This is a genomic window from Kitasatospora sp. NPDC058965 (assembly GCF_042741245.1).
Lineage (GTDB): Bacteria > Actinomycetota > Actinomycetes > Streptomycetales > Streptomycetaceae > Kitasatospora.
The window spans coordinates 1-23,440 of record NZ_JBHYKG010000055.1; the positions used below are offsets into that span (position 1 = coordinate 1).

Sequence of the window (23,440 nt, forward strand, 5' to 3'; positions counted from 1 at the left end):
CCCGTGCCGCCCGTGCCTCCCGTGCTGCCCGTGCCGCCCGCGGGTGCGCCGCCGCCGGCCGGGAGCCCGTCCGACGTCTGGCCGACCGGCTGGGCCGGTGCGCCGCCGGTGGCACCGGGGGCGCCCGGGGCCGACGCCGCAGTGCCGGGCGCCGACGGCGTGGGCGTGGGGCGGCCCGCCGCGGCCGGCTCGGCGCCGTGGCCCCCGTGACCGGCCGTCATGCCGAGGCCGACGGCCGCGGCCCCGACCACGACCACGGCCAGACCGACCGCCAGGGCCCGCGGGCCCACCCGGGCGCGGCCGTCCGGACCCCGGACCTCGTTGACGAAGGCTTCGACCAGGCTGCGCCGGTCCGTGCCGTCCTGCTGCTGGGGCTCGCTCATCGACCCATCTCCCGTGGAAAACGTGATCCGGTCGGCGCTGGTGGCGCCGTGGTCCCGGACTGCCGCCCGCGTGCCCGATGGGGCAGCGTGCGTCCGCGTGCCCACCCGGGCGCACACGGGCGGTGGTAGAACCTGGAGGACGTGCTCCTCCGGGCGGTGATCGGACCGGACGGGCCCGAAGCCGACAAGGGGAGAGGCTGACTGTGCCGACCGTTGGAATCGTCGAGGACCACCGCCTCACCCGGATCGGGATCGAGCAGGTGCTCGCCCGCAGTCCCCAACTGGAGGTCGTCCTCTCGGTGGGCTCGGCGGACCAGGTGGCCCTCGCCGCGCCCGCTCCCGACGTGATCGTGCTGGACCTCGCGCAGTACCCCGCCGAGAGCGCGCTGCGCGTCATCGGCGCGCTGAGCGTCGACAGCGCCGTCCTGGTCATCTCCCCGTCGGGCGAGCGCGGCGAGCTGCTGGCGGCGCTGACCGCGGGCGCGCACGGCTGCGTGACCAGGCACACCGACGACGCCGAGTTCCTGACGGCCGTGGAGATGGTGGCCCGCGGCGGCTTCTACCTCGCCGCCGGCCTGGCCCCCCACCTGCGCTTCGAACTCGGCCGCCGGGCGGCGGCCGAGAGCCAGGTGCTGACCCGCCGTGAGGTGGAGACGCTGCGGCTGATCGCCGACGGGTACACGCACGGCCAGATCGCCAGCCGGCTCGGCCTCACCGCGGCCACCGTCAACACCTACGTGAAGCGGGTCCGGGCCAAGCTCAATGCCGGCAACAAGGCCGAACTGACCCGCAAGGCCATCGAGTTGGGCTATCTGGCCGAGCACGGCCCGGCCGCCCGGGCGCACGGCGCGCTGCGCTCCGCGGCCGTGGCCTGACCCGGCGGGCCGGCGGCCCGGGCCCGCGGTCACAGGTGGTGCCCGAACGCGGTCAGGTAGCCGAACACCCCGAAGACCCCGAGGGCCAGCGGCACCGCGGCGACCCCGCAGAGGGTGCCCAGCATCGTCACCGCCGCCGACCGCTTCGGGAGCTCCGCCGGGCGCCGCAGGGCCGGCACGGCACCGGACCCGAGCAGCAGCGCACCCACCACGGTGACCCCGACCGGACCGGTCCAGCCGGGCGCGGACAGCTGGGCCGGGGCGGCCAGCAGCGCGCTGAACAGGCCCGCGGCGGCCGCCGCGACCACCGGGACGACCTCGGGCAGCAGCCGGAAGGTGCCGGCCCGCAGCAGCGCCGCGACCGCCAGGCAGCAGGCCAGCGCGGGCGGGTAGCCACCGGGTGAGGCGCCGAGCACGGCCAGCGCGGCGCCGAGCACGAGCGAGACGGCGAGGGTCCAGTGCAGCAGCACGGTACGGGCCCGGCGCACCATGGCCAGCACCACGTCGTCCGCCTGCTCCGCCGGCTCCGGTTCCAGCCCGAGGGCGGCCAACTGTGCGGCCAGCCAAGGCGCGAGCAGCAGCAGTGCGTATCCGGCCACCGCCACCGCGGCGGCGTCCTCGACGGCGTCCGCACGCAGACCGGTCAGCAGACCGACCACGGCCGCCGCCACCGCGCCGAACAGCAGCACCGCCGCGGAGGCCACGCAGGGCACGGCCCCGAGCGCCGCCCCGGCGCCGACCACCGCACCCAGCGCCGCCGCCAGCGGGCTGCCGCCGTGCGCGTGCGGCAGGAACCACCCGGCCACCGCCAGGCAGGGGACCGCACCGAGGGCGCAGGACAGGGCCAGCCGGCGCGGCACCGCCGCACCGGCGCGGCGCAGCACCCAGGCCGTGAGCAGCAGGACGAGTCCCGCGCCGAGCGCCGTCGGCCCGCCCGCCGTGGCCGACCGGCCGCCGGTCAGCGCGGCCGCCAGGCACCCGGCGGCCACCCAGACCGCGCCGAGCGCGGCCGTGGTGGCGGCCCGGCCGCGCGCCGTCCAGCGCAGGTCGCCGAAGGAGTCGGCGGCATCGGCGACGAGCTCCTCGACGTCACGGACCAGCGGCTCCTCGAACTCGCCCTCGGCCGCGTCCCGCAGGTACAGCAGCTGGCCGTCCACCACCCCGGCGGCCCGCAACGAGGAGACCGGGGAGAGCGGGCGGCCGCCGGGCGGGGCCAGCGACCAGGCCGCCGGCAGCGCCTCCAACTCCTCCTCGCCGCACAGTTGGGCGAGCATCGTGACGTACTCGGCGATCGGGGCGTCCGCGGGCAGCGCGAGGTCGACCCGCCGCTGTTCCCCCACCACCGTCACACGGGTGTGCCGATCCGCCATCAGGTGTGGTTCCAGGTGCGGGAGTTCGCCCACTCGGCGTCGCTGTAGTTGGCCCAGTTGACGTTCAGCGCGCGGGAGATCTGGCCCAGCACCCCGTCAGGGCCGAACAGCCCCTCGGCGGCCTGGTTCCACTCGGCCTGCAGCCCCTGGTAGTAGCCGGAGGCGGCACCCTGCCAGATCTCGGGCAGCTGGTTCAGGTACTGGGCCAGCCGGTTCAGCTCGTCCGAGATGTCGGCCGCCTGTGCGTTGAGGTACGGCCCGGCGCCCTCCAACTCCTGCTGGACGCTGATCGGGACGGTGTCGGAGAAGCTCATCGCGGTGCTCCTGTCGCGGAATCGCGGGGACTGGTCGTCAGAACGAGGCAGGCGGCAGCTGCACCTGCTGGAGGCCGGCGATGTTCGCCTGCTCCGACTCCGCGTAGTTGACGTAGGTGCCGCGCAGCCCGGACGCGATGTCGGTCAGTGCGTCGTGCATCATCCGGGCGTAGACGTCGTAGTCGGCCATCAGCGTCTCGAACGCCGTGTGCGCCGACCCCTGCCAGTGGTTGCCCAGACCCGCGACGTAGGTGCGCAGCACCGCGATCTTGGCGTCGATGTCCGCGGCCTGCCCGGCGACGTACGCCGACGCCGCCGCGACGTCGTCCGGCGTGACCCGGTAGCCGGCCATCGTCCCGCCACCCGTGCCCGTACTGCTGCTCTGGCTGGTCATCCCCGGCCCTCTCGCTTCGCCGCCCGGATTACGGGCTCAGCCTGCCGCAGGGCCGAGGGACGCCTCCAGTCACCGATTTGTGCGTCCCCCGCGGGACGTCGGGGGCGTACGGGAGGGGCGCCGTCCCGGGACCCGTGCCCCGGCGCAGGTCATCGTGGAACCGTCGGTGCGGCGCCCGCGTCGCGGGTCAGCAGTGGTACGTGGTGTTCCCCGTGCCGCTGTTCGCCCCGGTGTTGAAGTTGTGCGCGTCGCTGAAGATGACGCAGCCGCCGTCGACCGTGGCCTCGGCACCGAAGGTTCGGGCGTCCTGGTCGATGCCGACGCCGTAGGAGTAGGTGTCGCTGTGGGCGTTGGTGGAGACGCGGTCGCCCAGCAGGGTCGATCCGCCGGCGGTGTCGTCGATGACCTGCAGGGTGACCACCGAGCCGCTGGTGTTCATCCAGGCGGTGGCGCCCTTGAAGTGGGCGGCGGTCTTGCGGCAGGCGGGGGAGTACACCAGGTCGACCCGGCCGATGTAGGTGTCGCCGAAGTACAGGTACTGGGCGTGGCTCACGGTCGTGCTGTAGTCGCACCCGTCGCCGGGGCCGGCGGCGTTGGCGACACCGGTGTTGACGGCGACTCCGCTCAGGGCGAGGGCGGCGGTGGCGACGGCCAGGGCAGTGCGGCGCATGAGGGTCTCCTCGGGTCGGAGTGGGAGGGGCGGCGCGGCGAAGGGCCGGGTGCGGTGGACGCGCCCCGGCCCTTCGCGGTCAGGTTCGGGTGGTGCGGGGACTCAGTTCACGCAGGCGTGCCACTTGGTGGTGCCCTCGCTGATGCAGAGGCTCGAGCTGCTGCCCATGTAGGTGTCGTCGAAGATCGTGGACGAGTCCCGCTCGGTGACGAGGCTGGACGCACCGCTGAACGAGTTCGCGTAGAGCCGGACCTGGGTGTCGTCGCCGCCGGTGCTGAGGCTGAAGTTGACCACGGAGTACCGGATGCCCCCGACGTTGTGGTACGAGGCGCTGCCCTGGCAGAGGTACCAGCCGCTTCGGGGGCCGCTGATGCAGTGGCCCTGGGCGGCCTGGGCGGGGCCCGCCGTCACCACGCCCGCCGTGGCCGCCGCGGCAAGGGCCAGGGTCGCGATCGTCTTACGCAGCACTGTGTGCTCCTTCGTCGTCGGACCGGTGCAGCGGTCGGGACGAATCCGTGACCGCCTTCCGGAGTAGCGAGGCCCATTCCGGGGGATCCGTCAGCTGTTCGGTAGCCCCTGACGGGGTTCTGACAACATCGAACAACGGGGGAACGCCGAATGAGCACGTCCGGAGCGGATGCCGGGGCCGCGGCCCAGCGGCGGGCGGCGGCGGCGGACTTCGCCGCCGCACTGCGTCAGTTGCGGCTGGAGGCGGGCAAGCCGTCCTTCCGGGCGATGGCCGGCGCCACCGGAGCGATATCCCACACCACGCTGTACGAGGCGGCGTCCGGCGCCCGGTTGCCCTCCTGGCCCACCACCAGGAGCTACGTCCGGGCCTGCGGGGGCAGCGAGGAGGAGTGGCACCGGCGCTGGACGGCGGCCGCGCGCGCCGCGTCGGCACCTGACGGCCCCGAGTGCTTCGAGAGCCCAGCGCCCGAGCCCGAGCCCGAGCCCGAGCCCGGGCCCGAGCCGGTGCGGGAGCCGGTGCGGGAGCCGGACGACCTGGTCGTCGACGTCGCGCCACCCGGACCGGCGATGCCGGCGGAGCCCGCCCCGCCGCACCGCGCCCGGGGGCAGCGGCGGTTCCTCCTCACCCACCTGGCGATGCTGACCGCCGGCGTGCTGATCGGTGCAGCCGTGGTGCTCGCCACCGTGCACCGGGCCACCCCCACCGCCGCCCCCGCCACGGCGGCGGCGCCGAGCTACGTCGGCCGGGTCGGCTCGGGGAGCGGGACGGCCTACCAGACGTCGACGACAGTGCAGGTCAGGCGGACGGTCGCAGCGGGGGACACCTTGGTGGTGCCGGTGATGCTCACCAACACCCACCCCGGGACCGTCGCGGTGACCGACAGTCAGGGCAACGCCTACACGACGGCGACCGATCAGAACGACGGCGCGGCGAGCGACCGCACCCTGGTCTTCACGGCGACCGCGGCCAAGGCGCTGTCCACCGCCGACACGATCGTCCTCAGCTACCCGTCGACCGGTGAACAGCACGTGGTCGTGGATGAGTTGGCGAACATCACGACGGTGGATCAGCATGCCGCCGCGAACGGGTCGAAGGGCACGGACTTCAACTCCGGAGCGACCCCGAGCACCGGCACCGGTCCGAGGCTGGTGTTCGGCGTCGCAGGTGTCCAGGGAGGCGCGGCAGCGACCTGGGCGGACGGGTTCACGCCGTTGCCGACGCTCTTCGTCTCCGACGACCAACTGGCCACCGGCTACAAGACGGTCACCGCTGCCGGTGCCTACGCGGCCGTCGGTACCTGCGACCACCAGTGGATGGCAGCCGTCGTGACCTTCGCCTGAGCCGGGCAGCCGGATCACGTTGCCGAACCGGTCCTCGATCGAGAACCGCGGGCCGGACCGGAGCCCGCGGCCAGAGCCACGGAGAAGCCCCGGACCGTGCCGTGTCGGCGGGCCCGCTGCGTCAGCCGCCGACGATCACGCTGGACACGGCAACGCTCCTGCGCCGGAGTCGGCGCGGGCGGACCATGACGACGAGGCGGGGCGAGTCGGCCGTCGGCTCCTGGCTGTTGAAGGCGTGATATCCCCAGGACTCGTACAGGGCCTGGACCTTGCCGTCGCCGGCGAGCGGATTGACCATCAGGGTGACGCGGTCCTCGGCGCGGTGGGCGAGGAGTTCGTCGTGGAGGCGGCGGGCGGTGCCGGTGCCCCGCCAGGGGATGCGGACGCCGATCTCCTTGAGGGCCAGCACGAGGGAGTCGGTGAATCCCCCGGGCAGTGGCTCGGCCATGCGCTTCCAGTAGCGGTCGCCGGCGTCGACGGTGTTGCCGTAGGCGTAGCCGACCGGGACGTCGCCGTCGTAGCCGAGGACGAGTTCGAAGCCGGGCTCGTCGGCGTGCCGGTCGAGGCGCTCGGTGAACGCCTCGATGCCGTAGTTGGCCAGGTGCAGCAAGGGCGCGCGGACATCGGCGTAGACGTCCAGCAGGTCCTGGCGGGTCTGCACGCCGAGGGCGGTGTGGTGGCGGAGCTCGATCGTCACGCGGTGGTCCTCCTGGTGGCACGGGCGTGTCCGGCCCGGGGCGGGCGGACGGCCCGGTCACGGTAACCGCCGCCGGCGGTCCGGACTCCGGTCGGACCGGGGGAGCGGGACACGCCGGGGCCGGGCCTCAGGTGTTCGTTCCGTCCTGGGCGAGGGTGTCGAGGAGGCGGGTGAGGGAGGTGCCCAGCCCCCAGCGGATGGTGAGGGCTTCGAGGGTCATGGGGTCGAGGGGCTCGTGGGGGAGCAGTGGGTCGAAGTCGGGGAGGGGGACGTCGGTGGCGACGCGGACGACGGTGGGGGCGACGTCGAGGTAGGCGGCGCCTTCGAGGATGTTCTTGCGGCGGGCGGGGGTGAGCTTGGAGAGGGGGTCGGCGGCGGCGGCGCGGATGCCGGCCAGGTCGCCGTACTCGCGGATGAGTTGGGCGGCGGTCTTCTCGCCGATGCCCTTGACCCCCGGGAGGCCGTCGCTGGGGTCGCCGCGCAGGGCGGCCATGTCGGCGTACTCGGTGCCCGTGACGCCGTACTTCTCGCGCAGCGCGGCCTCGTCGATCACCTGGGCGTTGCCGACCCCCTTGAGGGGGTAGACGACCTGCACGCCGCGGGCGTCGTCGACCAGTTGGAAGAGGTCCCGGTCGCCGGTGACGATCCGGACCGGGGTGGTGGCGGCGGTGGCCAGGGTCCCGATCACGTCGTCCGCCTCGTAGCCGGCCACGCCGACGCGGGCGATGCCGAGCGCGTCCAGCACCTGCTCGATCACCGGGACCTGGGGGGAGAGGGTGTCCGGGATCTCCTCCGCCACCTCGCTCGCCCCGGCCAGGCGGTGCGTCTTGTAGGAGGGGACCAGGTCGACCCGCCACTGCGGGCGCCAGTCGGCGTCCATGCAGGCGACCAGCCGGTCGGGGTGGTGGTCCTGGACCAGCCGGGTGATGAAGTCGAGCAGGCCGCGGACGGCGTTCACCGGGGTGCCGTCCGGGGCCTTCACGGACTCCGGGACGCCGAAGTAGGCCCGGAAGTAGAGGCTGGCGGTGTCGAGCAGCATCAGGGTCACCGCACGATCATCCCGCACCGCGCCGACAATCAGCCGGGCAGGCGCACCGCCGCGCCGGAGACGCGCACCCGGGAGTCGCCCGCGCGCAGCTCGACCAGCAGCTCGCCCGGGCTGCCCTGGTCCTCGCCCTGGTGCAGCGTCAGCCGCGCCTCGGCCGGGACCAGGCCCAGCTCGCGCAGGTACGCGCCGAAGGCGGCGGCCGCGGCGCCGGTGGCCGGGTCCTCGACCACGCCGCCGACCGGGAACGGGTTGCGGACGTGGAAGACGGTCTCGGACGCGCGCCAGACCAGCTGCAGGGTGATCAGGTCACGGGCCGTCATGAAGGCGGCCAGCCGGTCGAAGTCGTAGTCGAGGTCGGCGAGGCGCTCGCGGGTGGCGGCGGCCAGCACCAGGTGGCGGGCGCCGGCGTAGGCGTAGCGGGGCGGGAAGGCGGGGTCCAGGTCGGCGGCCGGCCAGCCGAGGGCGGCGAGCGCCTCGGCGAGGTCGGCGGCCGGCACCTCGTCCTGGTGCGGCTCGACGCTGGTGAGGGTGGCGCGCAGCACGCCGTCCGGCCCGGGGGTGACGCTGACCGGGACGGTGCCGGCCTTCGTCGCGAAGACCAGCTCGCCGGGACCCTCCCGCTCGGCCACCGCGACGGCCGCGGCCACCGTGGCGTGGCCGCAGAACGGCACCTCCAGGGTCGGCGCGAAGTACCGCACCCGGTAGCCGCGCTCGCCCACCGCGGGGTCGGCGACCAGGAAGGCGGTCTCCGAGTAGCCCAGCTCGGCGGCGAGGGCCAGCATCTGCGGGTCCGTCAGCCCGTCGGCGGCCGGGACCACGCCGGCCTTGTTGCCGCCGGCGGGATCGGTGGTGAAAGCGGCGTAGTGCAGCGGAGTCGTCATGATCGACCGCAACGCGCCGCCGCCCGCCCGCATTCCGATCAGTGCGGGTGCGGCCCGCTGCGGTGCACCGGACCGTGCGAGTCCGCGCAGTGGTCGGCAGCGGCGCCGGCCGCGGCCGGGTCGGTGATCTGCAGCAGGTCCTGCTCGTCGTCCTCGCCCACGTGGTCCACCTGGAGCGTGGTGTGGGTGATCCGGTACTCCTCGCGGAGCCGGCGCTGCAGCTCGCGGCGGACGGCGTGGCAGTCGCCGCCGGGCGCGACCAGGATGTGCGCCGACAGCGCCGGCTGGCCCGAGGTGATCTCCCAGACGTGCAGGTCGTGGATCTCCTCCACCAGCGGGGCGTCCACCAGGCGGTCCGCCAGGGCGTCCGGGTCGACCCCGGCGGGGGCGGCCTCCAGGAAGATCCGGCCGGAGTCGCGGACCAGGCCGATGCCCGCCTTGAGCATCAGCACCACCACGATCAGCGAGGCGATCGCGTCGGCCCGGGCGAAGCCGGTGGTCAGCATGATCAGGCCGGCCACCGCGGTGGCGATGAAGGCGTACAGGTCGGTGAGGACGTGCTGGAAGGCGCCCTCGACGTTCAGCGAGCTCCGGTTGGCCTTGGACATGCACCAGGCGGCCGCGATGTTCACCACGACCCCGACCAGCGCGGTGACCAGCACCAGCCCGCCCTGCACCGCGGGCGGCTCGATCAGCCGGCGCACCGCCTCGTGGCCCAGCCAGGCGGAGAGGACCAGCAGGGTGACGCCGTTGGCCTGCGCGGAGAGGATCTCGGCGCGCTTGAGGCCGTAGGTGTACCCGCCGCGGGCGGGCTTGGCGGCCAGCCGCATGGCGACCAGGGCGAGCACGATCGAGGCCGCGTCGGTGAGCATGTGCGCCGCGTCGGAGATCAGGGCCAGCGAGTGGGCGGCGAAGCCGACCACCACCTCGGCGGCCATGAAGACCACGATCAGTGCGAGCGCGCTGGTCAGCCAGCGCCGGTCGGCGTCGGCGGCGACGCCGTGCGAGTGGCCGCCGTGCCCGCCGTGCCCGTGCGCGTGTCCGTCGTGCCCGTGTCCGTCGTGCTCGTGCGCGTGTCCGCCGTGCCCGTCGTGGCCGTGGTCGACCTGGTCGTGATCGCGGTTCCCGGCCATCGCGGTCCTCTCCTGAAGCGGCGGCTCGTCCTGCACGGAAGTGAACCTCAGATTGGACAAAGATCCAAAGGCTGCAGTGGTGACCGTTGTCGTTCCGCGTTGCGCGCCGACTCTCACCGTAATCTCATGCGAAATCGCCCGATTCGACGGTCCGCTTGATATCGCGTTTATCCGCGGGCCCATACATTTCCTGATGTGAGCGAAGCGAAGATTCCGGCCGGGTGGTACCCGGACCCGAAGGACACCACTACGGTCCCCCGGCCCGAGCGCTGGTGGGACGGCACCGGCTGGACCGCCCGGACCCGCCCGGCCCAGGGCGCGGCCGACCTCGAGGACACCGCCGTGCTGGACGCCACCAAGGTGATCCGGGGCGAGCTGGTCGAGGAGGGCGCCGTCCGCTACCCCGAGATGCCCGCCGAGCCCACCGGCACGGTGCAGGCCGAGTCCGGCGCGGAGGCGCCCGGTGCACCCGGTGCGCCCGGCGGCCCGGCCGGCCCCGGCGACGGCGAGTTCGCCTGGGGCGCCGGCGCCCCCGTGCCGCCGAAGAGGCCCGCGCTGCTGACGAAGCTGCGCAAGCCCGTGGTGGTGGCCGCGGCGGTGGCCGGTGTGCTGGGTCTGGCGGTCGGCTCCGGGGTGACCTACCTCGCGGTGGACCACCACGACCGCAACCAGCGCGCGGTGGCGTCCCAGGACTTCCTCGGGAAGCACAAGCGCGGCCAGGGGAACGGCACCGGGAACGGTGGCGGCGGCTCCTCCGACGGCAGCAACGGATCGGGCGGCAACGGATCCGGCGGCAACGGCGGCGGCAACGGCAACGGACCCGGCGGCAACGGCAACGGCGGCGGGAACGGCTACGGCTTCCCGGGCCTGCCCGGGATGCCCGGCCTGCCCGGCGGGAAGAACGCGAAGACCGCGATCGACCTGGCCGACGGCGTCGCGCTGCCGATCCCCAGCGGCTGGCAGGGCGGCACCGCCAACGACGGCACCGCCTACCTGACCATCGGCACCTACCAGTGCCCGGCCGGCAGCGGCAGCGGGAGCGGTGCCGACGCCAACGCCACCTGCTCGCTGGGCGGCGTGAACACCGTCCAGGTCGCCGGCCAGGACGCGCAGGCGGCGGCCAAGGCGGACATCGTCAAGGCGGCCGAGGAGTCGTACCCGAACAGCACCTCGCACCAGGAGCTCAAGTCCGAGGCGGTCACCGTGGCCGGCCGCAGCGGCTACCTGGTCCGCTGGCAGATCACCGCGAGCCAGGGCAACAGCGGCACGGTCGAGTCGGTGGTCTTCCCGACCGCCGACGGCAAGGGCCTGGTCGCGGTCCGGCTCGGCTTCGACCAGGCGGACAAGGCGCCGGCGGTCTCCCAGATGGACAGCATCGTGAGCGGGATCAAGGACTTCACCGGCAAGCGCCTGGGCAACGGCAGCGGCGGTGGCGGCACCGGCACCGGTACGGGCGACGGCACCACCACCTGAGCCGCCGTCAGCGGGGGCCCGCCGCCCGGGCGGGCCCCCGCTCACAGGAACGTCTTCCCCTCGCCCCGGTAGGTCGGCACGGTGGCCACCACGGTGTCCCCCGACACCAGGTGCAGCTCGGCGAACCGCTCGCACAGCTCGCCCGCCTTGGCGTGCCGGAACCAGACCCGGTCGCCGATCCGCAGCCGGTCCGCCGCCGCCCCGAGCAGCGGGGTCTGCACCTCGCCGGCCCCCTCCTGCGGGTCGTAGCGCAGCCCGGCCGGCAGGTACGGCACGGGGGAGCGGTCCCGGCCCGCCGCACCGGAGGCCGGGTAGCCGCCGCCCAGCACGGTGACCACGCCCGCCCCGGGCCGGCGCACCACCGGCTGGGCGAAGAGCGCGGCCGGCCGGCCGCGGAACGCGCGGTAGTTGTCGAAGAGCCGGGGGTGGTAGAGCCCGGAGCCGGCCGCGACCTCGGTCACCGCCGCCTCCGCCGCGGTGCTGTGCACGCTGCCGGTGCCGCCGCCGTTGACGAACTCGAGCTCGGCCACCCGGCGCACCGCCCGGACCACCGCGGCCCGCCGCCCGGCCAGCTCCGCCCGCGCCCGGGCCTGCACCAGCCGGACCGTCCGGGAGCGGACCGGACGGCCCGGCAGCCGGTCGCCCACCCCGGCCACGTGGCCCTCGTAGGCCAGCAGCCCGACCACCCGGAACCCGGGCCGCCGCCGCACCAGCTCGGCCAGCGCGACCAGGTCCGCGGGGGTGCGCAGCGGGGAGCGCCGGGCGCCGATCCGGACCAGGCCGCCGAGCAGGTGCAGCGCGGTGTCCAGTTCCAGGCAGACCCGCACCTCGCAGCCGCCGCCGCGGGCCCGCTCGATCAGCTCCAGCTGCGCCGGGTCGTCCACCAGTACGGTGATCCGCCCGGCCAGCTCCCGGTCCGCCGTCAGCTCGGCGAAGCCCGCCCGGTCGGTGGACGGGTAGGCGAGCAGCAGGTCGGTGAAGCCGGACCGGGCCAGCCAGATCGACTCGGCGAGGGTGAAGCTCATGATCCCGGCGAAGCCCGGCCGGGCCAGCGCCCGCTCCAGCAGGGCGCGGCAGCGCACCGACTTGCTGGCCACCCGGATCGGCTTGCCGCCGGCCCGGCGCACCAGGTCCGCGGCGTTGGCGTCGAAGGCGGCCAGGTCCACGACCGCCAGCGGCGCCTCCAGGTGCGCGGTGGCCCGGTCGTAGCGGGCCCGGTCACCGCCGACCGCCGTCACCGGACCGGCCTCAGCCGACCACCGCGGCCCGCACGCACAGGACGTCCGGCAGGTGCGAGGCGAGCAGCCGCCAGCTGTCGCCCTCGTCCGCACTGGCGTACAGCTCGCCGTTGCGGTTGCCGAAGTAGACCCCGGCCGGGTCCGCGTCGTCGCAGCGCAGTGCGTCGCGCAGCACCACGCCGTAGTGGTCGTCGTCCGGCAGTCCGTTGCCCAGCGGTTCCCAGTGGGCGCCGCCGTCCTCGGTCCGGTAGATCCGGCAGCGCCGCCCGGGCGGCATCCGCATGTAGTCGGCCTCCAGCGGGGCCAGGTAGGCCACCCCGGCGCGCCGCGGGTGCGCGGCCACCGCGAAGCCGAAGACGGCCGGCAGGCCGGTCTCCACCGGGTGCCAGTGGGCGCCCGCGTCGTCGCTGCGGAAGACGCCGCCGTGGTTCTGCAGCAGCAGCCGGTCCGGGGCGGTCGGGTCGGGGGCGATCTTGTGCACGCACTGCCCGAACTCGGGGTACTCCTCGGGCAGGAAGGAGACCCGGATCCCGGCGTTGGACGGGGACCAGCTGGCGCCGCCGTCGGTGGTGCGGTAGACGCCGCCGGAGGAGACGGCCACGGTCAGCCGGTCCGGGTCCCGGGGGTCGGTCAGGATCGTGTGCAGGCCCTGGCCGCCGAAGCCCTCGCCCCACTGCTCGCGCTGCGGGTGCGCCCAGAGCGGCTCGACCAGCTCGAAGGTCTCGCCCGCGTCGGTGGAGCGGAACAGCGCGGCCGGCTCGGTCCCGGCGTAGACCACGCCGCGGGCCTCCGGGCCGGCCGGCTGCAGCTGCCAGAGCCGGGTCAGCGAGGCACCGGTGTGCTCGGGGAACCTCAGCGCCGGGCGCTCGGGCTCGTTCCAGGTCTTGCCCAGGTCGTCGGAGCGCCAGACCGACGGGCCCCAGTGGCTGCTGTCCGCGCCGACCAGGATCCGGGTGCGCCCCTCCCGGCGGTCGATGCCGATCGCGTACACCGCGTTCATCGGGAAGTGCGGTCCGGTGAACGCCCAGTCGCGGCGCCCGTAGCTCAGGCCCAGGAAGAGGCCCTTCTCGGTGCCGACCGCCAGCAGTACCTCGGTCATGCCACCCACTGTGCGCGGCGGCCGGGCGCGCAGCGGCTAGGCTCGCCGGGTGGACCGCAAGAACATCCCCGACTCCGGCTTCGCCGGCGACGACGGCGCCGCCGATCCGGCGCTGGCCGCCGCGCTGGCCGACTACGCCCGCGACCGCCGCACCGAACCCGCCGTGCTGGAGCTGCTGACCGGCGCCCGGCTGATGGTGCCGATCGTGGCCCTGCTCGGCGAGGTCGAGGTGGACGCGCACGGGCACCAGCACGAGAAGACCAGCGACATGGCGGTCCCGGTGCTGCAGGCGCCGGACGGGCGGCGGGCGCTGCCCGCCTTCACCTCGCTGGCCGCGCTGGAGGCCTGGCAGCCGGGCGCCCGGCCGGCGCCGGTGGCGGCCCCGCAGGCGGTGCTGACCGCGTACGCGGAGCAGGCCGACGTGCTGCTGATCGATCCCGCCGGGCCGGTGACCTACGAGCTGACCGGTGCCCGGATGCGCGCGGTGGCGGAGAACCGGGTCTGGCGGCCGCCGGTCGAGGACCAGGAGGTCCGGGCCGCGGTGCTGGCCCTGCTGGCGGCCGAGCCGCAGGTGACCGGGGCCGAGCTGCGCGCCGGGAGCGAGACCGACGCGGTGCTGGCGCTGGAACTGGAGGCGGGCGCCCCGGTCCAGGAGCTGGCCCAGCGGCTGGCCGGCGCGCTGGCCGCCGATCCGGTGCTGCGGGTCCGGCTGGCCCGCGGGCTGGACCTGGCGCTGCTCCCCGCCGGTTCGACGGGGAGCGCCTTCTACCTCAGGGACCGGTAGCCGCAGCGGCCGGGCGCGGCCCGGGAGCAGCGCGGGCGCGGCTCAGCGCGGACCGGGCGCGGCTCAGGAGTAGACGGGGCCGGTGAACTTCTCGCCCGGCCCGGCGCCCGGCGCGTCCGGCACCAGCGAGGCCTCGCGGAAGGCCAGCTGCAGCGAGCGCAGGCCGTCGCGCAGCGGGGCGGCGTGGAAGTTGGAGATCTCCGGCGCCCCGGCGGTGACCAGGCCGGCCAGTGCGGTGATCAGCTTGCGCGCCTCGTCCAGGTCCTTGTCCTTCTCGCCGCCCTCGGCGAGCCCGCACTTGACCGCGGCGGCGCTCATCAGGTGGACCGCGACGGTGGTGATCACCTCGACCGCCGGCACCTCCGCGATGTCGCGGGTCAGGTCGTCGAAGTCGGGGGTCTCGTCGGTTCCGGTCGGCTCGCTGCTCACGGTGGGGCTCATTCCGTACGGTGGGGAGTCTGGCCCTGGCAGCGTACCCGGCGACGGTTCACCCCCGAGTGGTGTACAGTTTCCCAATGACCGGCCTGGCGCTTCACCGTGCCCGGCCAGCAAGTGGAGGTTCCACCTCCCACCTGGTCGACCTCCGGGTCGACGGGTCCCGGTCCGCGAGCAGTCAGTGATGATCCGCTCGCCCGCAGCGCCCCAGGGCGCCGCCCCCGGTCGTGTGGAGCCCCGCTTGTTATCGAGCGGGGCTTTTTTCGTGCCGCGGTGCCGTCGGTAGCGCAGCACGCATGAAGCCCCGCCCAGTGGTCGAAGTCCACTACGTGCGACCGCCTGCCTGACGGCCGCATCGCAGAAGGTGCAACCGAGGAGGCCCCATCAGCACCGAGCCCCGCATCAACGACCGGATTCGCGTCCCCGAGGTGCGACTCGTCGGTCCCAGCGGCGAGCAGGTCGGCATCGTGCCGCTTGCCAAGGCGCTGGAGCTCGCGCAGGAGTACGACCTCGACCTGGTCGAGGTCGCGGCGACCGCCCGGCCGCCGGTGTGCAAGCTCATGGACTACGGCAAGTTCAAGTACGAGTCGGCCATGAAGGCCCGTGAGGCGCGCAAGAACCAGGCGCACACGGTCATCAAGGAGATGAAGCTCCGGCCGAAGATCGACCCGCACGACTATGACACCAAGAAGGGTCACGTCGTCCGGTTCCTCAAGCAGGGCGACAAGGTCAAGATCACGATCATGTTCCGCGGTCGTGAGCAGTCCCGCCCCGAGCTGGGCTTCCGACTGCTGCAGCGGCTCGCCAACGACGTCCAGGACCTGGGCTTCGTCGAGAGCTCGGCCAAGCAGGACGGCCGGAACATGATCATGGTTCTCGGCCCGCACAAGAAGAAGACCGAGGCGATGGCCGAGGCCCGCGCCGCGCAGGACGCCCGCAAGGCCGAGCGCCTGGGCCGGACCGCCGGTGCCGAGGCCGACGACGCCGCGGACGAGGACGCCGCGCTTGAGGCCGAGAACGCCGCCGCCGAGGCTGCCGCCGACGAGGACGACGATTCCGAGGACGAGGTCGAGGCCGGCGACACCGCCGCCGAGGCCGACAAGCCGGCCGAGGTCGCCCAGGACGCCTGAGCCACTGGCTCGGGCGGGCTGAGTGATCCGGCCACCGCGGTTCCGGGGCTCCCGCCCCGGTGACCGGAAACACCCAGCGCCTTGGCCCGCGTGGCAGCACGCGGGCCGGGGCGGACCGACGAGGAGATACGGCGACATGCCGAAGCAGAAGACGCACAGTGGCGCCAGCAAGCGCTTCAAGATCACGGGCTCGGGCAAGGTGCTGCGCGAGCGCGCCGGCAAGCGCCACCTCCTGGAGCACAAGCCCTCCACGCTGACCCGCCGTCTGACCGGCACCGCCGAGATGGCCCCCGCGGACGCCAAGAAGATCAAGAAGCTTCTCGGCAAGTGATCGCCCGCCGCGGTCCCCACTGCGGCGCCCGGCTGATCCTTCCCGACCTATTCGAATGACGGACCACGTGAAGTAGTCCGTGGTCCAACCCAAGGAGTAATGAAGTGGCACGCGTCAAGCGGGCAGTGAACGCCCACAAGAAGCGCCGGGTCATCCTCGAGCGCGCCAGCGGTTACCGCGGCCAGCGCTCGCGCCTTTACCGCAAGGCCAAGGAGCAGGTCACCCACTCGCTGGTCTACAACTACAACGACCGCAAGAAGCGCAAGGGCGACTTCCGTCAGCTCTGGATCCAGCGCATCAACGCGGCCGCTCGTGCCAACGGCATGACCTACAACCGCTTCGTGCAGGGCCTGAAGGCCGCCAGCATCGAGATCGACCGCAAGATGCTGGCCGACCTGGCCGTCAACGACCCGGGTGCCTTCGCCGCGCTCGTCGAGGCCGCCCAGAAGGCGCTGCCGGCCGACGTCAACGCGCCCAAGGTCGCCGCTGACGCCGCCTGATCGTCGTAGCACCCGCAGACCCGCAGGCTCTCCCGTAGGGGCCTGCGGGTCTGGCGTTTGACAACTCCCCAGGAAGCGAACCATGGTCAGCACCGACACCCCCCTGCTCAGCTCGCTCCGCTCGCCGCGGGTGATCGCCGCGCGCAAGCTGGCCCGGCGGGCCCAGCGCGGCAAGGACCGCCGCTTCCTCGCCGAGGGGCCGCAGGCGGTCCGCGAGGCGGTGGCCTTCGGCACCCTGCCCGGGGGCGAGCACGCGGTGGTGGAGGTGTACCTGACCCCGGAGGCCGCCGACCGGCACGCCGACATCGTCCGGGCGGCCCGGGCCGACGGTCTGCCGGTGCTGACCGCCACCGACGAGGTGATCGCGGACATCTGCGACACCGTCACCCCGCAGGGCATCGTGGCGCTCTGCCGGTTCCTGGACACCCCCTTCGAGGAGGTGCTGCGCCGGCGGCCCAAGCTGGTCGCGGTGCTGGCCAACGTGCGCGACCCCGGCAACGCCGGCACCGTGCTGCGCACCGCGGACGCGGCCGGCGCGGACGCGGTGGTGCTGACCGACGCCTCGGTGGACCTGTACAACCCCAAGGCGGTGCGCGCCTCGGTCGGCAGCCTGTTCCACCTGCCGGTGGCGGTGGGGGTGCCGGTCGAACAGGTGGTGGCCCGGCTGCGGGAGACCGGCGTGCGCCTGCTGGCCGCCGACGGCGCGGGCGAGCGCGACCTGGACCACGAGCTGGACGAGGGCACGCTGGGCGCGCCGACCGCCTGGATCTTCGGCAACGAGGCCTGGGGCCTGCCGGAGGAGACCCGCGCACTCGCCGACGAGGTGGTGCGCGTACCCATCCACGGGCACGCCGAGAGCCTCAACCTCGCCACGGCCGCCGCCGTCTGCCTCTATGCCTCGGCCCGGGCACAGCGTTCGCCCGCAGGGTGTCGCGCGCCGGGCACGGAGCGCTAGGGTCGGATTCGGCGGGGGCCAAGTGCGCGAGACGTGTGGGATCGGGAGGACACCCATGGTCGCCAGCGAGGATCTGCCGCGGTCGGGGGGCACCGCAGGGCCGCTGGATCCTGACGACCTGCCGGACGGGCTGGTGGTCGCCGACCGGGACGGGCTGGTGGTCACCTTCAACCGGGCGGCGGCGCGGCTGACCGGGATCAGCCCGCGCGCGGCGCTGGGCCGGCCGCTGGCCGAGGCGCTGCCGCTGGAGGACCTGGACGGGCGCCGCTGGTGGGAGCTGACCGACCCGTACGGCGGCCTGGCGATCCGCACCCGGCAGCCGGAGCGCAACCTGCTGCTGCCCGGCTCGGGGCGCGAGGTGCTGGTCTCGGCCTCCTACCTGCGCCGGGGGCGCGGCGGGCCGCTGCACACCCTGGTGGTGGCGCTGCGCGGCACCGAGGCCCGGCGGCGCACCGAGCGCGCGCACGCCGAGCTGATCGCCACTGTGGCGCACGAGCTGCGCTCCCCGCTGACCAGCGTCAAGGGCTTCACCGCCACCCTGCTGAACAAGTGGGAGCGGTTCACGGACGGTCAGAAGCGGGTGATGCTGGAGACCGTCAACGCCGACGCGGACCGGGTGACCCGGCTGATCGCCGAGCTGCTGGACATCTCCCGGATCGACGCCGGCCGGCTGGAGGTGCGCAAGCAGGTGGTGGACCTGGGGGCCGCGGTGCACCGGCAGGTGGACGGCAAGGTGGCGGCGGGGCTGCCGCCGGAGCGGTTCGACATCCGGCTCGCCGAGGACCTGCCGCAGCAGTGGGCGGACCCGGACAAGGTGGACCAGGTGCTCGCCAACCTGCTGGAAAACGCGGTGCGGCACGGCGAGGGAACTGTCACCATCGAGGTGACGCCGGCCAAGGAGATCGTGGAGCCGGCCAGTTGGGAGCACCCGGGGACACCGCCCCGGATCGTGGAGGGGACGGCGGTCACCGTGAGCGACGAAGGCAGCGGCATCCCGGAGGAGTCGATGCCGCGCGTCTTCACCCGCTTCTGGCGCGGCTCCAAGCGCGGCGGGACCGGCCTGGGCCTCTACATCGTCAAGGGCATCGTCGAGGCGCACGGCGGGACGATCCGGATCGACCGGGCGCCCGGCGGCGGTGCCCGGTTCCGATTCATCCTGCCCGCCGGGGTGCCCGACTTCATGGTCTGACCTGACGGTCGGCAACGGGCCCGGTGGGCGAGACCGCACCGGGCCGGTGTACTCCCTGCGACTACACTCGACCTGGTGTAACGCCACTCAGACGAGCAGGAGCACGGGAAAACATCGAGATGTCGGCACCCAATAAGTCCTACGATCCGGTCGAGGTCGAGGCATTGAAGCCCGAAGAGGTCGAGCGCGCCCGCGACGAGGCCGTCGCGGCCTTTGCCGCCGCGACCAGCCTGGACGAGTTGAAGCAGGCCAAGGTCGCGCACACCGGCGACCGCTCCGCGCTCTCGCTGGCCAACCGCGAGATCGGTGCGCTGCCGCCGCACGCCAAGGCCGCGGCCGGCAAGCTGATCGGCCAGGCCCGCGGCGCGGTCAACCAAGCGCTGGCGAAGCGTCAGGTGGAGCTGGAGGCCGAGCGCGACGCCCGGGTGCTGGTCGAGGAGGCGGTGGACGTCACGCTGCCGTACGACCGCGCCCCGCGCGGCGCCCGGCACCCGCTGACCACGATGGCCGAGCGGATCGAGGACACCTTCGTCGCGATGGGGTACTCGATCGCCGAGGGCCCCGAGGTCGAGGCCGAGTGGCTCAACTTCGACGCGCTCAACCTCGGCCCGGACCACCCGGCCCGCTCGATGCAGGACACCTTCTTCGTGGCCGCGGCCGACGGCTCGCCCGACTCCGGCATGGTGCTGCGCACCCAGACCTCGCCGGTGCAGATCCGTACCATGCTGGCCGGCCACCCGCCGATCTACACCGTCGCGCCGGGCCGGGTCTACCGGACCGACGAGCTGGACGCCACCCACACCCCGGTGTTCCGCCAGGTCGAGGGTCTCGCGGTGGACGAGGGCATCACCTTCGCCGACCTCAAGGGCACCATCGAGCTGCTGGTCTCCAAGCTGATCGGCGACGAGCTGCCGCTGCGCTGGCGGCCCTCCTACTTCCCGTTCACCGAGCCGAGCGCCGAGGTGGACCTGCTCTGCTTCGTCTGCCGCGGCGAGAGCGTGGGCAACCCGGACCAGCCGTGCCGGACCTGCTCCTCGGAGGGCTGGATCGAGCTCGGCGGGTGCGGCGTGGTCAACCCGCGGGTGCTGGTCGCCGCCGGGGTGGACCCGGAGCGCTACAGCGGCTTCGCCTTCGGCCTGGGCCTGGAGCGAATCCTGATGAACCGTCACAACGTCGCCGACATGCGCGACATGGTGGAGGGGGACGTGCGCTTCACCCTCCCGTTCGGGGTGGAGATCTGATGCGCGTCCCGCTTTCCTGGCTGCGTGAGTACGTCGACCTGCCGGCCGGCGTGACCGGCCGCGAGGTCGCCGAGAAGCTGATCCAGGCCGGCCTGGAGGTCGAGACCGTCGAGCAGCTCGGCGGCGACCTCAAGGGCCCGCTGGTGGTCGGCGAGGTGCTCTCGATCGAGGAGCTGACCGGCTTCAAGAAGCCGATCCGGCACTGCTTCGTCAACGTCGGCGACGCCAACGGCACCGGCGAGCCGCAGGAGATCGTCTGCGGTGCGCGCAACTTCGCGGTCGGCGACAAGGTGGTCGTGGTGCTGCCCGGCGCCGTGCTGCCCGGTCCGTTCCCGATCGCCGCGCGGCAGACCTACGGCCACACCTCGGCCGGCATGATCTGCTCGGCCCGCGAGCTCGGCATGGGCGACGACCACGACGGCATCATCGTGCTGCCGCCGGAGTACGTCCCCGGCACCGACGCGATCGAGCTGCTGGAGCTGGTCGACGAGGTGCTGGACATCGCGGTCACCCCCGACCGCGGCTACTGCCTGTCGATGCGCGGCGTGGCCCGGGAGGCGGCCACCGCCTTCGGCCTGCCGCTGGCCGACCCGGCGCTGCTGGACGTGCCGCCGGCCAACTCCTACGGCTACCTGGTCAAGGTGGCCGACCCGGCCGGCTGCGACCGGTTCGTGGCCCGCACCGTGGTCGGCGTCGACCCGGCCGCCAAGTCGCCGATCTGGCTGCAGCGCCGCCTGCAGAAGATGCACGTGCGCCCGATCTCGCTGGCCGTGGACATCACCAACTACGTGATGCTCGAGGTCGGCCAGCCGCTGCACGCCTACGACCGCAACCGGGTGGACGGGCCGATCCAGGTCCGCCGCGCCGAGCCGGGCGAGGTGCTCACCACGCTGGACGGGCAGCGGCGCGAGCTGTCCGCCGAGGACCTGCTGATCTGCGACAACTCCGGTCCGATCGGCCTGGCCGGCGTGATGGGCGGGGCCAGCACCGAGATCCTCGACCCGGTGGTGGACGCGGAGACCGGCGTGGTCACCGGCACCACCGAGGTGATCATCGAGGCCGCGCACTTCGACCCGGTCTCGATCGCCCGCACCGCCAAGCGGCACAAGCTGCCCTCGGAGGCCTCCAAGCGCTTCGAGCGCGGGGTGGACCCGGAGGCGGCCCGGGCCGCCGCGCAGCGCGCGGTGGACCTGCTGGTGCTGATCGCCGGGGGCACCGCCGAGGCGGGCGTCACCGACATCGCCGCTCCGCACCCGGTGCGCACCATCACCATCGCCGCCGACCTGCCGGACCGGGTCGCGGGCACGGAGTACGGCCGCGAGACGGTCACCCGCCGCCTGCAGGAGGTCGGCTGCACCGTGGTCGGCGCCGACGTGCTGGAGGTCACCCCGCCGACCTGGCGTCCCGACCTGACCGACCCCAACGACCTGGCGGAGGAGGTCATCCGGCTGGAGGGCTACGACAACGTGCCCGCCCGGATGCCGCAGGTGCCGCCGGGCCAGGGCCTGACGGCCGCCCAGCGGATGCACCGCCGGGTCGGCGTGGCGCTGGCCGGGGCCGGCTACGTCGAGGTCAACAACTACCCGTTCCTGGGCGACGCGGCGTTCGACGCGCTCGGCCTGGCGGCGGGGGACGAGCGCCGGCGCACCGTCAAGCTGGTCAACCCGCTCAACGACGAGGAGCCGGCGCTGCGCACCACGCTGCTGCCGGGCCTGCTCGGTGCGCTGCGGCGCAACGTCGGCCGGGGCAACACCGACCTGGCCGTCTTCGAGCAGAGCATCGTCTTCCAGCCGGACGCCGAGCCCAAGGTGGCCCCGCGCCCGGCCGTGGACCGGCGCCCCTCGGACGCCGAGCTGGCCGCGCTGAACGAGGCGCTGCCCCAGCAGCCGCGGCACGTCGCGGTGGCGCTGGCCGGCGAGCGGCTGCCGTCGGGCTGGTGGGGCAAGGGCGCGCAGGCCTCCTGGGCGGACGCGATCGAGGCCGCCCGGGTGGTGGCCCGCGCGGCCGGGGTGGAGCTGACCACCCGGGTCGCCCAGTACGCCCCGTGGCACCCGGGCCGGTGCGCCGAGCTCGTGGTGGCCGGCACCGACCGGGTGGTCGGCCACGCCGGCGAGCTGCACCCGCGGGTGGTCAAGGCGATGCACCTGCCCGAGCGCACCGCCGTGATGGAGCTGGACCTGGACGCGCTCGCCGCCGACGGCGAGCGGCGGGTCGAGGGTCCGACCGTCTCCGGCTTCCCGGTGGCGACCCAGGACGTGGCGCTGATCGTGGACACCGCCGTGCCGGCCGCCGAGGTGGAGGCCGCCCTGCGCGACGGGGCCGGCGAGCTGCTGGAGGCGATCCGGCTGTTCGACGTGTTCACCGGCGAGCAGGTGGGCGAGGGCAAGAAGTCGCTGGCCTACGCGCTGCGGTTCCGGGCCACCGACCGCACGCTGACCGCGGACGAGGCCTCGGCCGCCCGCGAGTCGGCCGTGGCGACGGCCCAGCAGCGCACCGGTGCGGTGCTGCGCGGCGCGTAGCCGACGGACGGTCAGAAGGAGGGCCCCGGTTCGCCGGGGCCCTCCTTCGTGCTGTCCACACATTTGCGGAGGTTCGGTTCAGCCCCTTGTGGAGGGCGGGACTTGGCGCTTCAATCGCTCGTTAGGAAAGATTCCTAACGACAGGAGCATGTCATGCAGCTCAGGTCCACCCGTCGTGCGGTGCTCGGCGTGGCGCTGGCGGCGGCGGTGCTGGCCGGCACCGGCGCGACCACCGCCGGCGCGGCCGGCACGGTCAACCTCACCGACCCGCACAAGAAGGAGATCGCGATGGAGCTCGTCTCCAGCGCGGAGAACTCCTCGCTCGACTGGAAGGCGCAGTACAAGTACATCGAGGACATCGGCGACGGCCGCGGCTACACCGCCGGCATCATCGGGTTCTGTTCGGGCACCGGCGACATGCTGGACCTGGTGAAGCACTACACCGCGCTCGAGTCCGGCAACGTGCTGGCCAAGTACCTGCCCGCGCTGGAGCGGGACAACGGCAGCGCCTCGCACTCCGGCCTCGGCACCCCGTTCGTCAACGACTGGAAGAAGGCGGCCGCCGACCCGGTCTTCCAGCAGGCCCAGAACGACGAGCGGGACCGGGTCTACTTCAACCCCGCGGTGCAGCAGGCCGAGAAGGACGGGCTGCGCGCGCTGGGCCAGTTCATCTACTACGACGCGATCGTGATGCACGGGCCGGGCAGTGACCCGACCAGCTTCGGCGGGATCCGGGCCACCGCGATGAAGCACGCCAAGACCCCGGCCCAGGGCGGCAACGAGACCACCTACCTGAACGCCTTCCTGGACGCGCGCAAGGCGGCGATGCTCACCGAGGCCGCGCACGACGACACCAGTCGGGTGGACACGGAGCAGCGGGTGTTCCTCAAGGCCGGCAACCTCGACCTGAACCCGCCGCTGCACTGGAAGACCTACGGGGACAGCTACAGCATCAACAATTGATTTTCGCAC

Annotated in this window: 24 protein-coding genes and 1 pseudogene; 12 read left to right on the forward strand and 13 right to left on the reverse strand. The window is 73.8% G+C overall.

All coding sequences use genetic code 11. The features are described from left to right. Positions 1 to 383 (reverse strand): annotated as a pseudogene (locus ACFW1A_RS12200) (hypothetical protein); the annotation flags it as partial. A gap of 203 nt (positions 384 to 586) precedes the next feature. Here ACFW1A_RS12200 and ACFW1A_RS12205 point away from each other — a divergent pair. Continuing rightward, a complete protein-coding gene (locus tag ACFW1A_RS12205; RefSeq protein ID WP_380407865.1) occupies positions 587 to 1,258 on the forward strand; it encodes a LuxR C-terminal-related transcriptional regulator in 672 nt (223 codons plus the stop codon). A gap of 29 nt (positions 1,259 to 1,287) precedes the next feature. On the opposite strand, the gene eccD is transcribed toward ACFW1A_RS12205, so the two are convergent. The 5 genes from eccD to ACFW1A_RS12230 all read right to left on the reverse strand — a co-directional run bounded on the left by eccD (position 1,288) and on the right by ACFW1A_RS12230 (position 4,474). Next, on the reverse strand, positions 1,288 to 2,628 hold the full coding sequence (gene eccD / locus ACFW1A_RS12210) for a type VII secretion integral membrane protein EccD (protein WP_380407867.1): 1,341 nt from the start codon (positions 2,626 to 2,628) through the stop codon (positions 1,288 to 1,290). Next, positions 2,628 to 2,942 carry a WXG100 family type VII secretion target gene (locus tag ACFW1A_RS12215; RefSeq protein WP_380407869.1) on the reverse strand — a complete coding sequence of 105 codons (315 nt, stop codon included), beginning with the start codon at positions 2,940 to 2,942 and terminating at the stop codon, positions 2,628 to 2,630. The genes eccD and ACFW1A_RS12215 overlap by 1 nt, the downstream gene beginning before the upstream one ends. A 37-nt stretch (positions 2,943 to 2,979) precedes the next feature. Then, entirely contained in the window at positions 2,980 to 3,336 is a 357-nt protein-coding gene (locus tag ACFW1A_RS12220) for a WXG100 family type VII secretion target (RefSeq protein WP_380407871.1), read from the reverse strand. Positions 3,337 to 3,523: 187 nt separating this feature from the next. Next, positions 3,524 to 4,006 (reverse strand): hypothetical protein, encoded by a 483-nt coding sequence (locus tag ACFW1A_RS12225; RefSeq protein ID WP_380407873.1) that lies wholly within the window; start codon positions 4,004 to 4,006, stop codon positions 3,524 to 3,526. A gap of 102 nt (positions 4,007 to 4,108) precedes the next feature. Further along, entirely contained in the window at positions 4,109 to 4,474 is a 366-nt protein-coding gene (locus ACFW1A_RS12230; RefSeq protein WP_380407875.1) for a hypothetical protein, read from the reverse strand. A 150-nt stretch (positions 4,475 to 4,624) separates the two neighbouring features. Between ACFW1A_RS12230 and ACFW1A_RS12235 the strand changes: the two genes are divergently transcribed. After that, the gene (locus tag ACFW1A_RS12235; RefSeq protein WP_380407877.1) at positions 4,625 to 5,815 is read left to right on the forward strand and encodes a helix-turn-helix domain-containing protein; all 1,191 of its coding nucleotides are present in this window, start codon (positions 4,625 to 4,627) and stop codon (positions 5,813 to 5,815) included. Positions 5,816 to 5,936: 121 nt separating this feature from the next. Here the strand turns inward: ACFW1A_RS12235 and ACFW1A_RS12240 are convergent, their stop codons facing one another. The 4 genes from ACFW1A_RS12240 to ACFW1A_RS12255 form a co-directional block, all read right to left on the reverse strand. Continuing rightward, positions 5,937 to 6,512, reverse strand: a complete 576-nt coding sequence (locus ACFW1A_RS12240; protein ID WP_380407879.1) for a GNAT family N-acetyltransferase — start codon at positions 6,510 to 6,512, stop codon at positions 5,937 to 5,939. Positions 6,513 to 6,639: 127 nt separating this feature from the next. After that, the gene (locus tag ACFW1A_RS12245) at positions 6,640 to 7,551 is read right to left on the reverse strand and encodes a 5'-3' exonuclease H3TH domain-containing protein (protein ID WP_380407923.1); all 912 of its coding nucleotides are present in this window, start codon (positions 7,549 to 7,551) and stop codon (positions 6,640 to 6,642) included. A 38-nt stretch (positions 7,552 to 7,589) separates the two neighbouring features. Continuing rightward, positions 7,590 to 8,474, reverse strand: a complete 885-nt coding sequence (locus ACFW1A_RS12250) for a PhzF family phenazine biosynthesis isomerase (protein ID WP_380407881.1) — start codon at positions 8,472 to 8,474, stop codon at positions 7,590 to 7,592. A 5-nt stretch (positions 8,475 to 8,479) separates the two neighbouring features. Then, a complete protein-coding gene (locus tag ACFW1A_RS12255) occupies positions 8,480 to 9,574 on the reverse strand; it encodes a cation diffusion facilitator family transporter (RefSeq protein WP_380407883.1) in 1,095 nt (364 codons plus the stop codon). A 195-nt stretch (positions 9,575 to 9,769) separates the two neighbouring features. Between ACFW1A_RS12255 and ACFW1A_RS12260 the strand changes: the two genes are divergently transcribed. After that, a complete protein-coding gene (locus tag ACFW1A_RS12260; protein ID WP_380407885.1) occupies positions 9,770 to 11,047 on the forward strand; it encodes a DUF2510 domain-containing protein in 1,278 nt (425 codons plus the stop codon). Positions 11,048 to 11,088: 41 nt separating this feature from the next. Here ACFW1A_RS12260 and ACFW1A_RS12265 read toward each other — a convergent pair whose 3' ends face one another. Next, positions 11,089 to 12,285, reverse strand: coding sequence for an amino acid deaminase/aldolase (locus ACFW1A_RS12265; protein WP_380407887.1), 1,197 nt, complete (start codon positions 12,283 to 12,285; stop codon positions 11,089 to 11,091). Between the two features lie 10 nt (positions 12,286 to 12,295). Further along, complete coding sequence (locus ACFW1A_RS12270) at positions 12,296 to 13,384, reverse strand: WD40/YVTN/BNR-like repeat-containing protein (protein ID WP_380407889.1); 1,089 nt, start codon at positions 13,382 to 13,384, stop codon at positions 12,296 to 12,298. 49 nt (positions 13,385 to 13,433) lie between these two features. Here ACFW1A_RS12270 and ACFW1A_RS12275 point away from each other — a divergent pair, with 49 nt between their 5' ends. Further along, positions 13,434 to 14,168: an SseB family protein gene (locus tag ACFW1A_RS12275; RefSeq protein WP_380407891.1), complete on the forward strand. Its 735-nt coding sequence runs from the start codon at positions 13,434 to 13,436 to the stop codon at positions 14,166 to 14,168. 63 nt (positions 14,169 to 14,231) lie between these two features. Here the strand turns inward: ACFW1A_RS12275 and ACFW1A_RS12280 are convergent, their stop codons facing one another. Then, positions 14,232 to 14,597 carry a DUF1844 domain-containing protein gene (locus ACFW1A_RS12280; RefSeq protein WP_380407893.1) on the reverse strand — a complete coding sequence of 122 codons (366 nt, stop codon included), beginning with the start codon at positions 14,595 to 14,597 and terminating at the stop codon, positions 14,232 to 14,234. 389 nt (positions 14,598 to 14,986) lie between these two features. Between ACFW1A_RS12280 and infC the strand changes: the two genes are divergently transcribed. From infC to ACFW1A_RS12320, 8 genes are all read left to right on the forward strand, one after another. Next, entirely contained in the window at positions 14,987 to 15,733 is a 747-nt protein-coding gene (gene infC, locus ACFW1A_RS12285) for a translation initiation factor IF-3 (protein ID WP_380407925.1), read from the forward strand. Positions 15,734 to 15,869: 136 nt separating this feature from the next. After that, positions 15,870 to 16,064 (forward strand): 50S ribosomal protein L35, encoded by a 195-nt coding sequence (gene rpmI / locus ACFW1A_RS12290; protein ID WP_101379385.1) that lies wholly within the window; start codon positions 15,870 to 15,872, stop codon positions 16,062 to 16,064. 104 nt (positions 16,065 to 16,168) lie between these two features. After that, a complete protein-coding gene (gene rplT / locus ACFW1A_RS12295) occupies positions 16,169 to 16,564 on the forward strand; it encodes a 50S ribosomal protein L20 (RefSeq protein WP_380407895.1) in 396 nt (131 codons plus the stop codon). An 82-nt stretch (positions 16,565 to 16,646) separates the two neighbouring features. Beyond that, complete coding sequence (locus ACFW1A_RS12300; protein WP_380407897.1) at positions 16,647 to 17,519, forward strand: TrmH family RNA methyltransferase; 873 nt, start codon at positions 16,647 to 16,649, stop codon at positions 17,517 to 17,519. A 55-nt stretch (positions 17,520 to 17,574) separates the two neighbouring features. Continuing rightward, positions 17,575 to 18,708 (forward strand): ATP-binding protein, encoded by a 1,134-nt coding sequence (locus ACFW1A_RS12305; RefSeq protein WP_380407899.1) that lies wholly within the window; start codon positions 17,575 to 17,577, stop codon positions 18,706 to 18,708. Positions 18,709 to 18,827: 119 nt separating this feature from the next. Next, positions 18,828 to 19,949: a phenylalanine--tRNA ligase subunit alpha gene (gene pheS, locus ACFW1A_RS12310; protein ID WP_380407901.1), complete on the forward strand. Its 1,122-nt coding sequence runs from the start codon at positions 18,828 to 18,830 to the stop codon at positions 19,947 to 19,949. After that, positions 19,949 to 22,468: a phenylalanine--tRNA ligase subunit beta gene (gene pheT / locus ACFW1A_RS12315; RefSeq protein ID WP_380407903.1), complete on the forward strand. Its 2,520-nt coding sequence runs from the start codon at positions 19,949 to 19,951 to the stop codon at positions 22,466 to 22,468. The genes pheS and pheT overlap by 1 nt, the downstream gene beginning before the upstream one ends. Before the next feature lie 153 nt (positions 22,469 to 22,621). After that, the gene (locus tag ACFW1A_RS12320; protein ID WP_380407905.1) at positions 22,622 to 23,431 is read left to right on the forward strand and encodes a chitosanase; all 810 of its coding nucleotides are present in this window, start codon (positions 22,622 to 22,624) and stop codon (positions 23,429 to 23,431) included. Positions 23,432 to 23,440 lie beyond the last annotated feature (9 nt).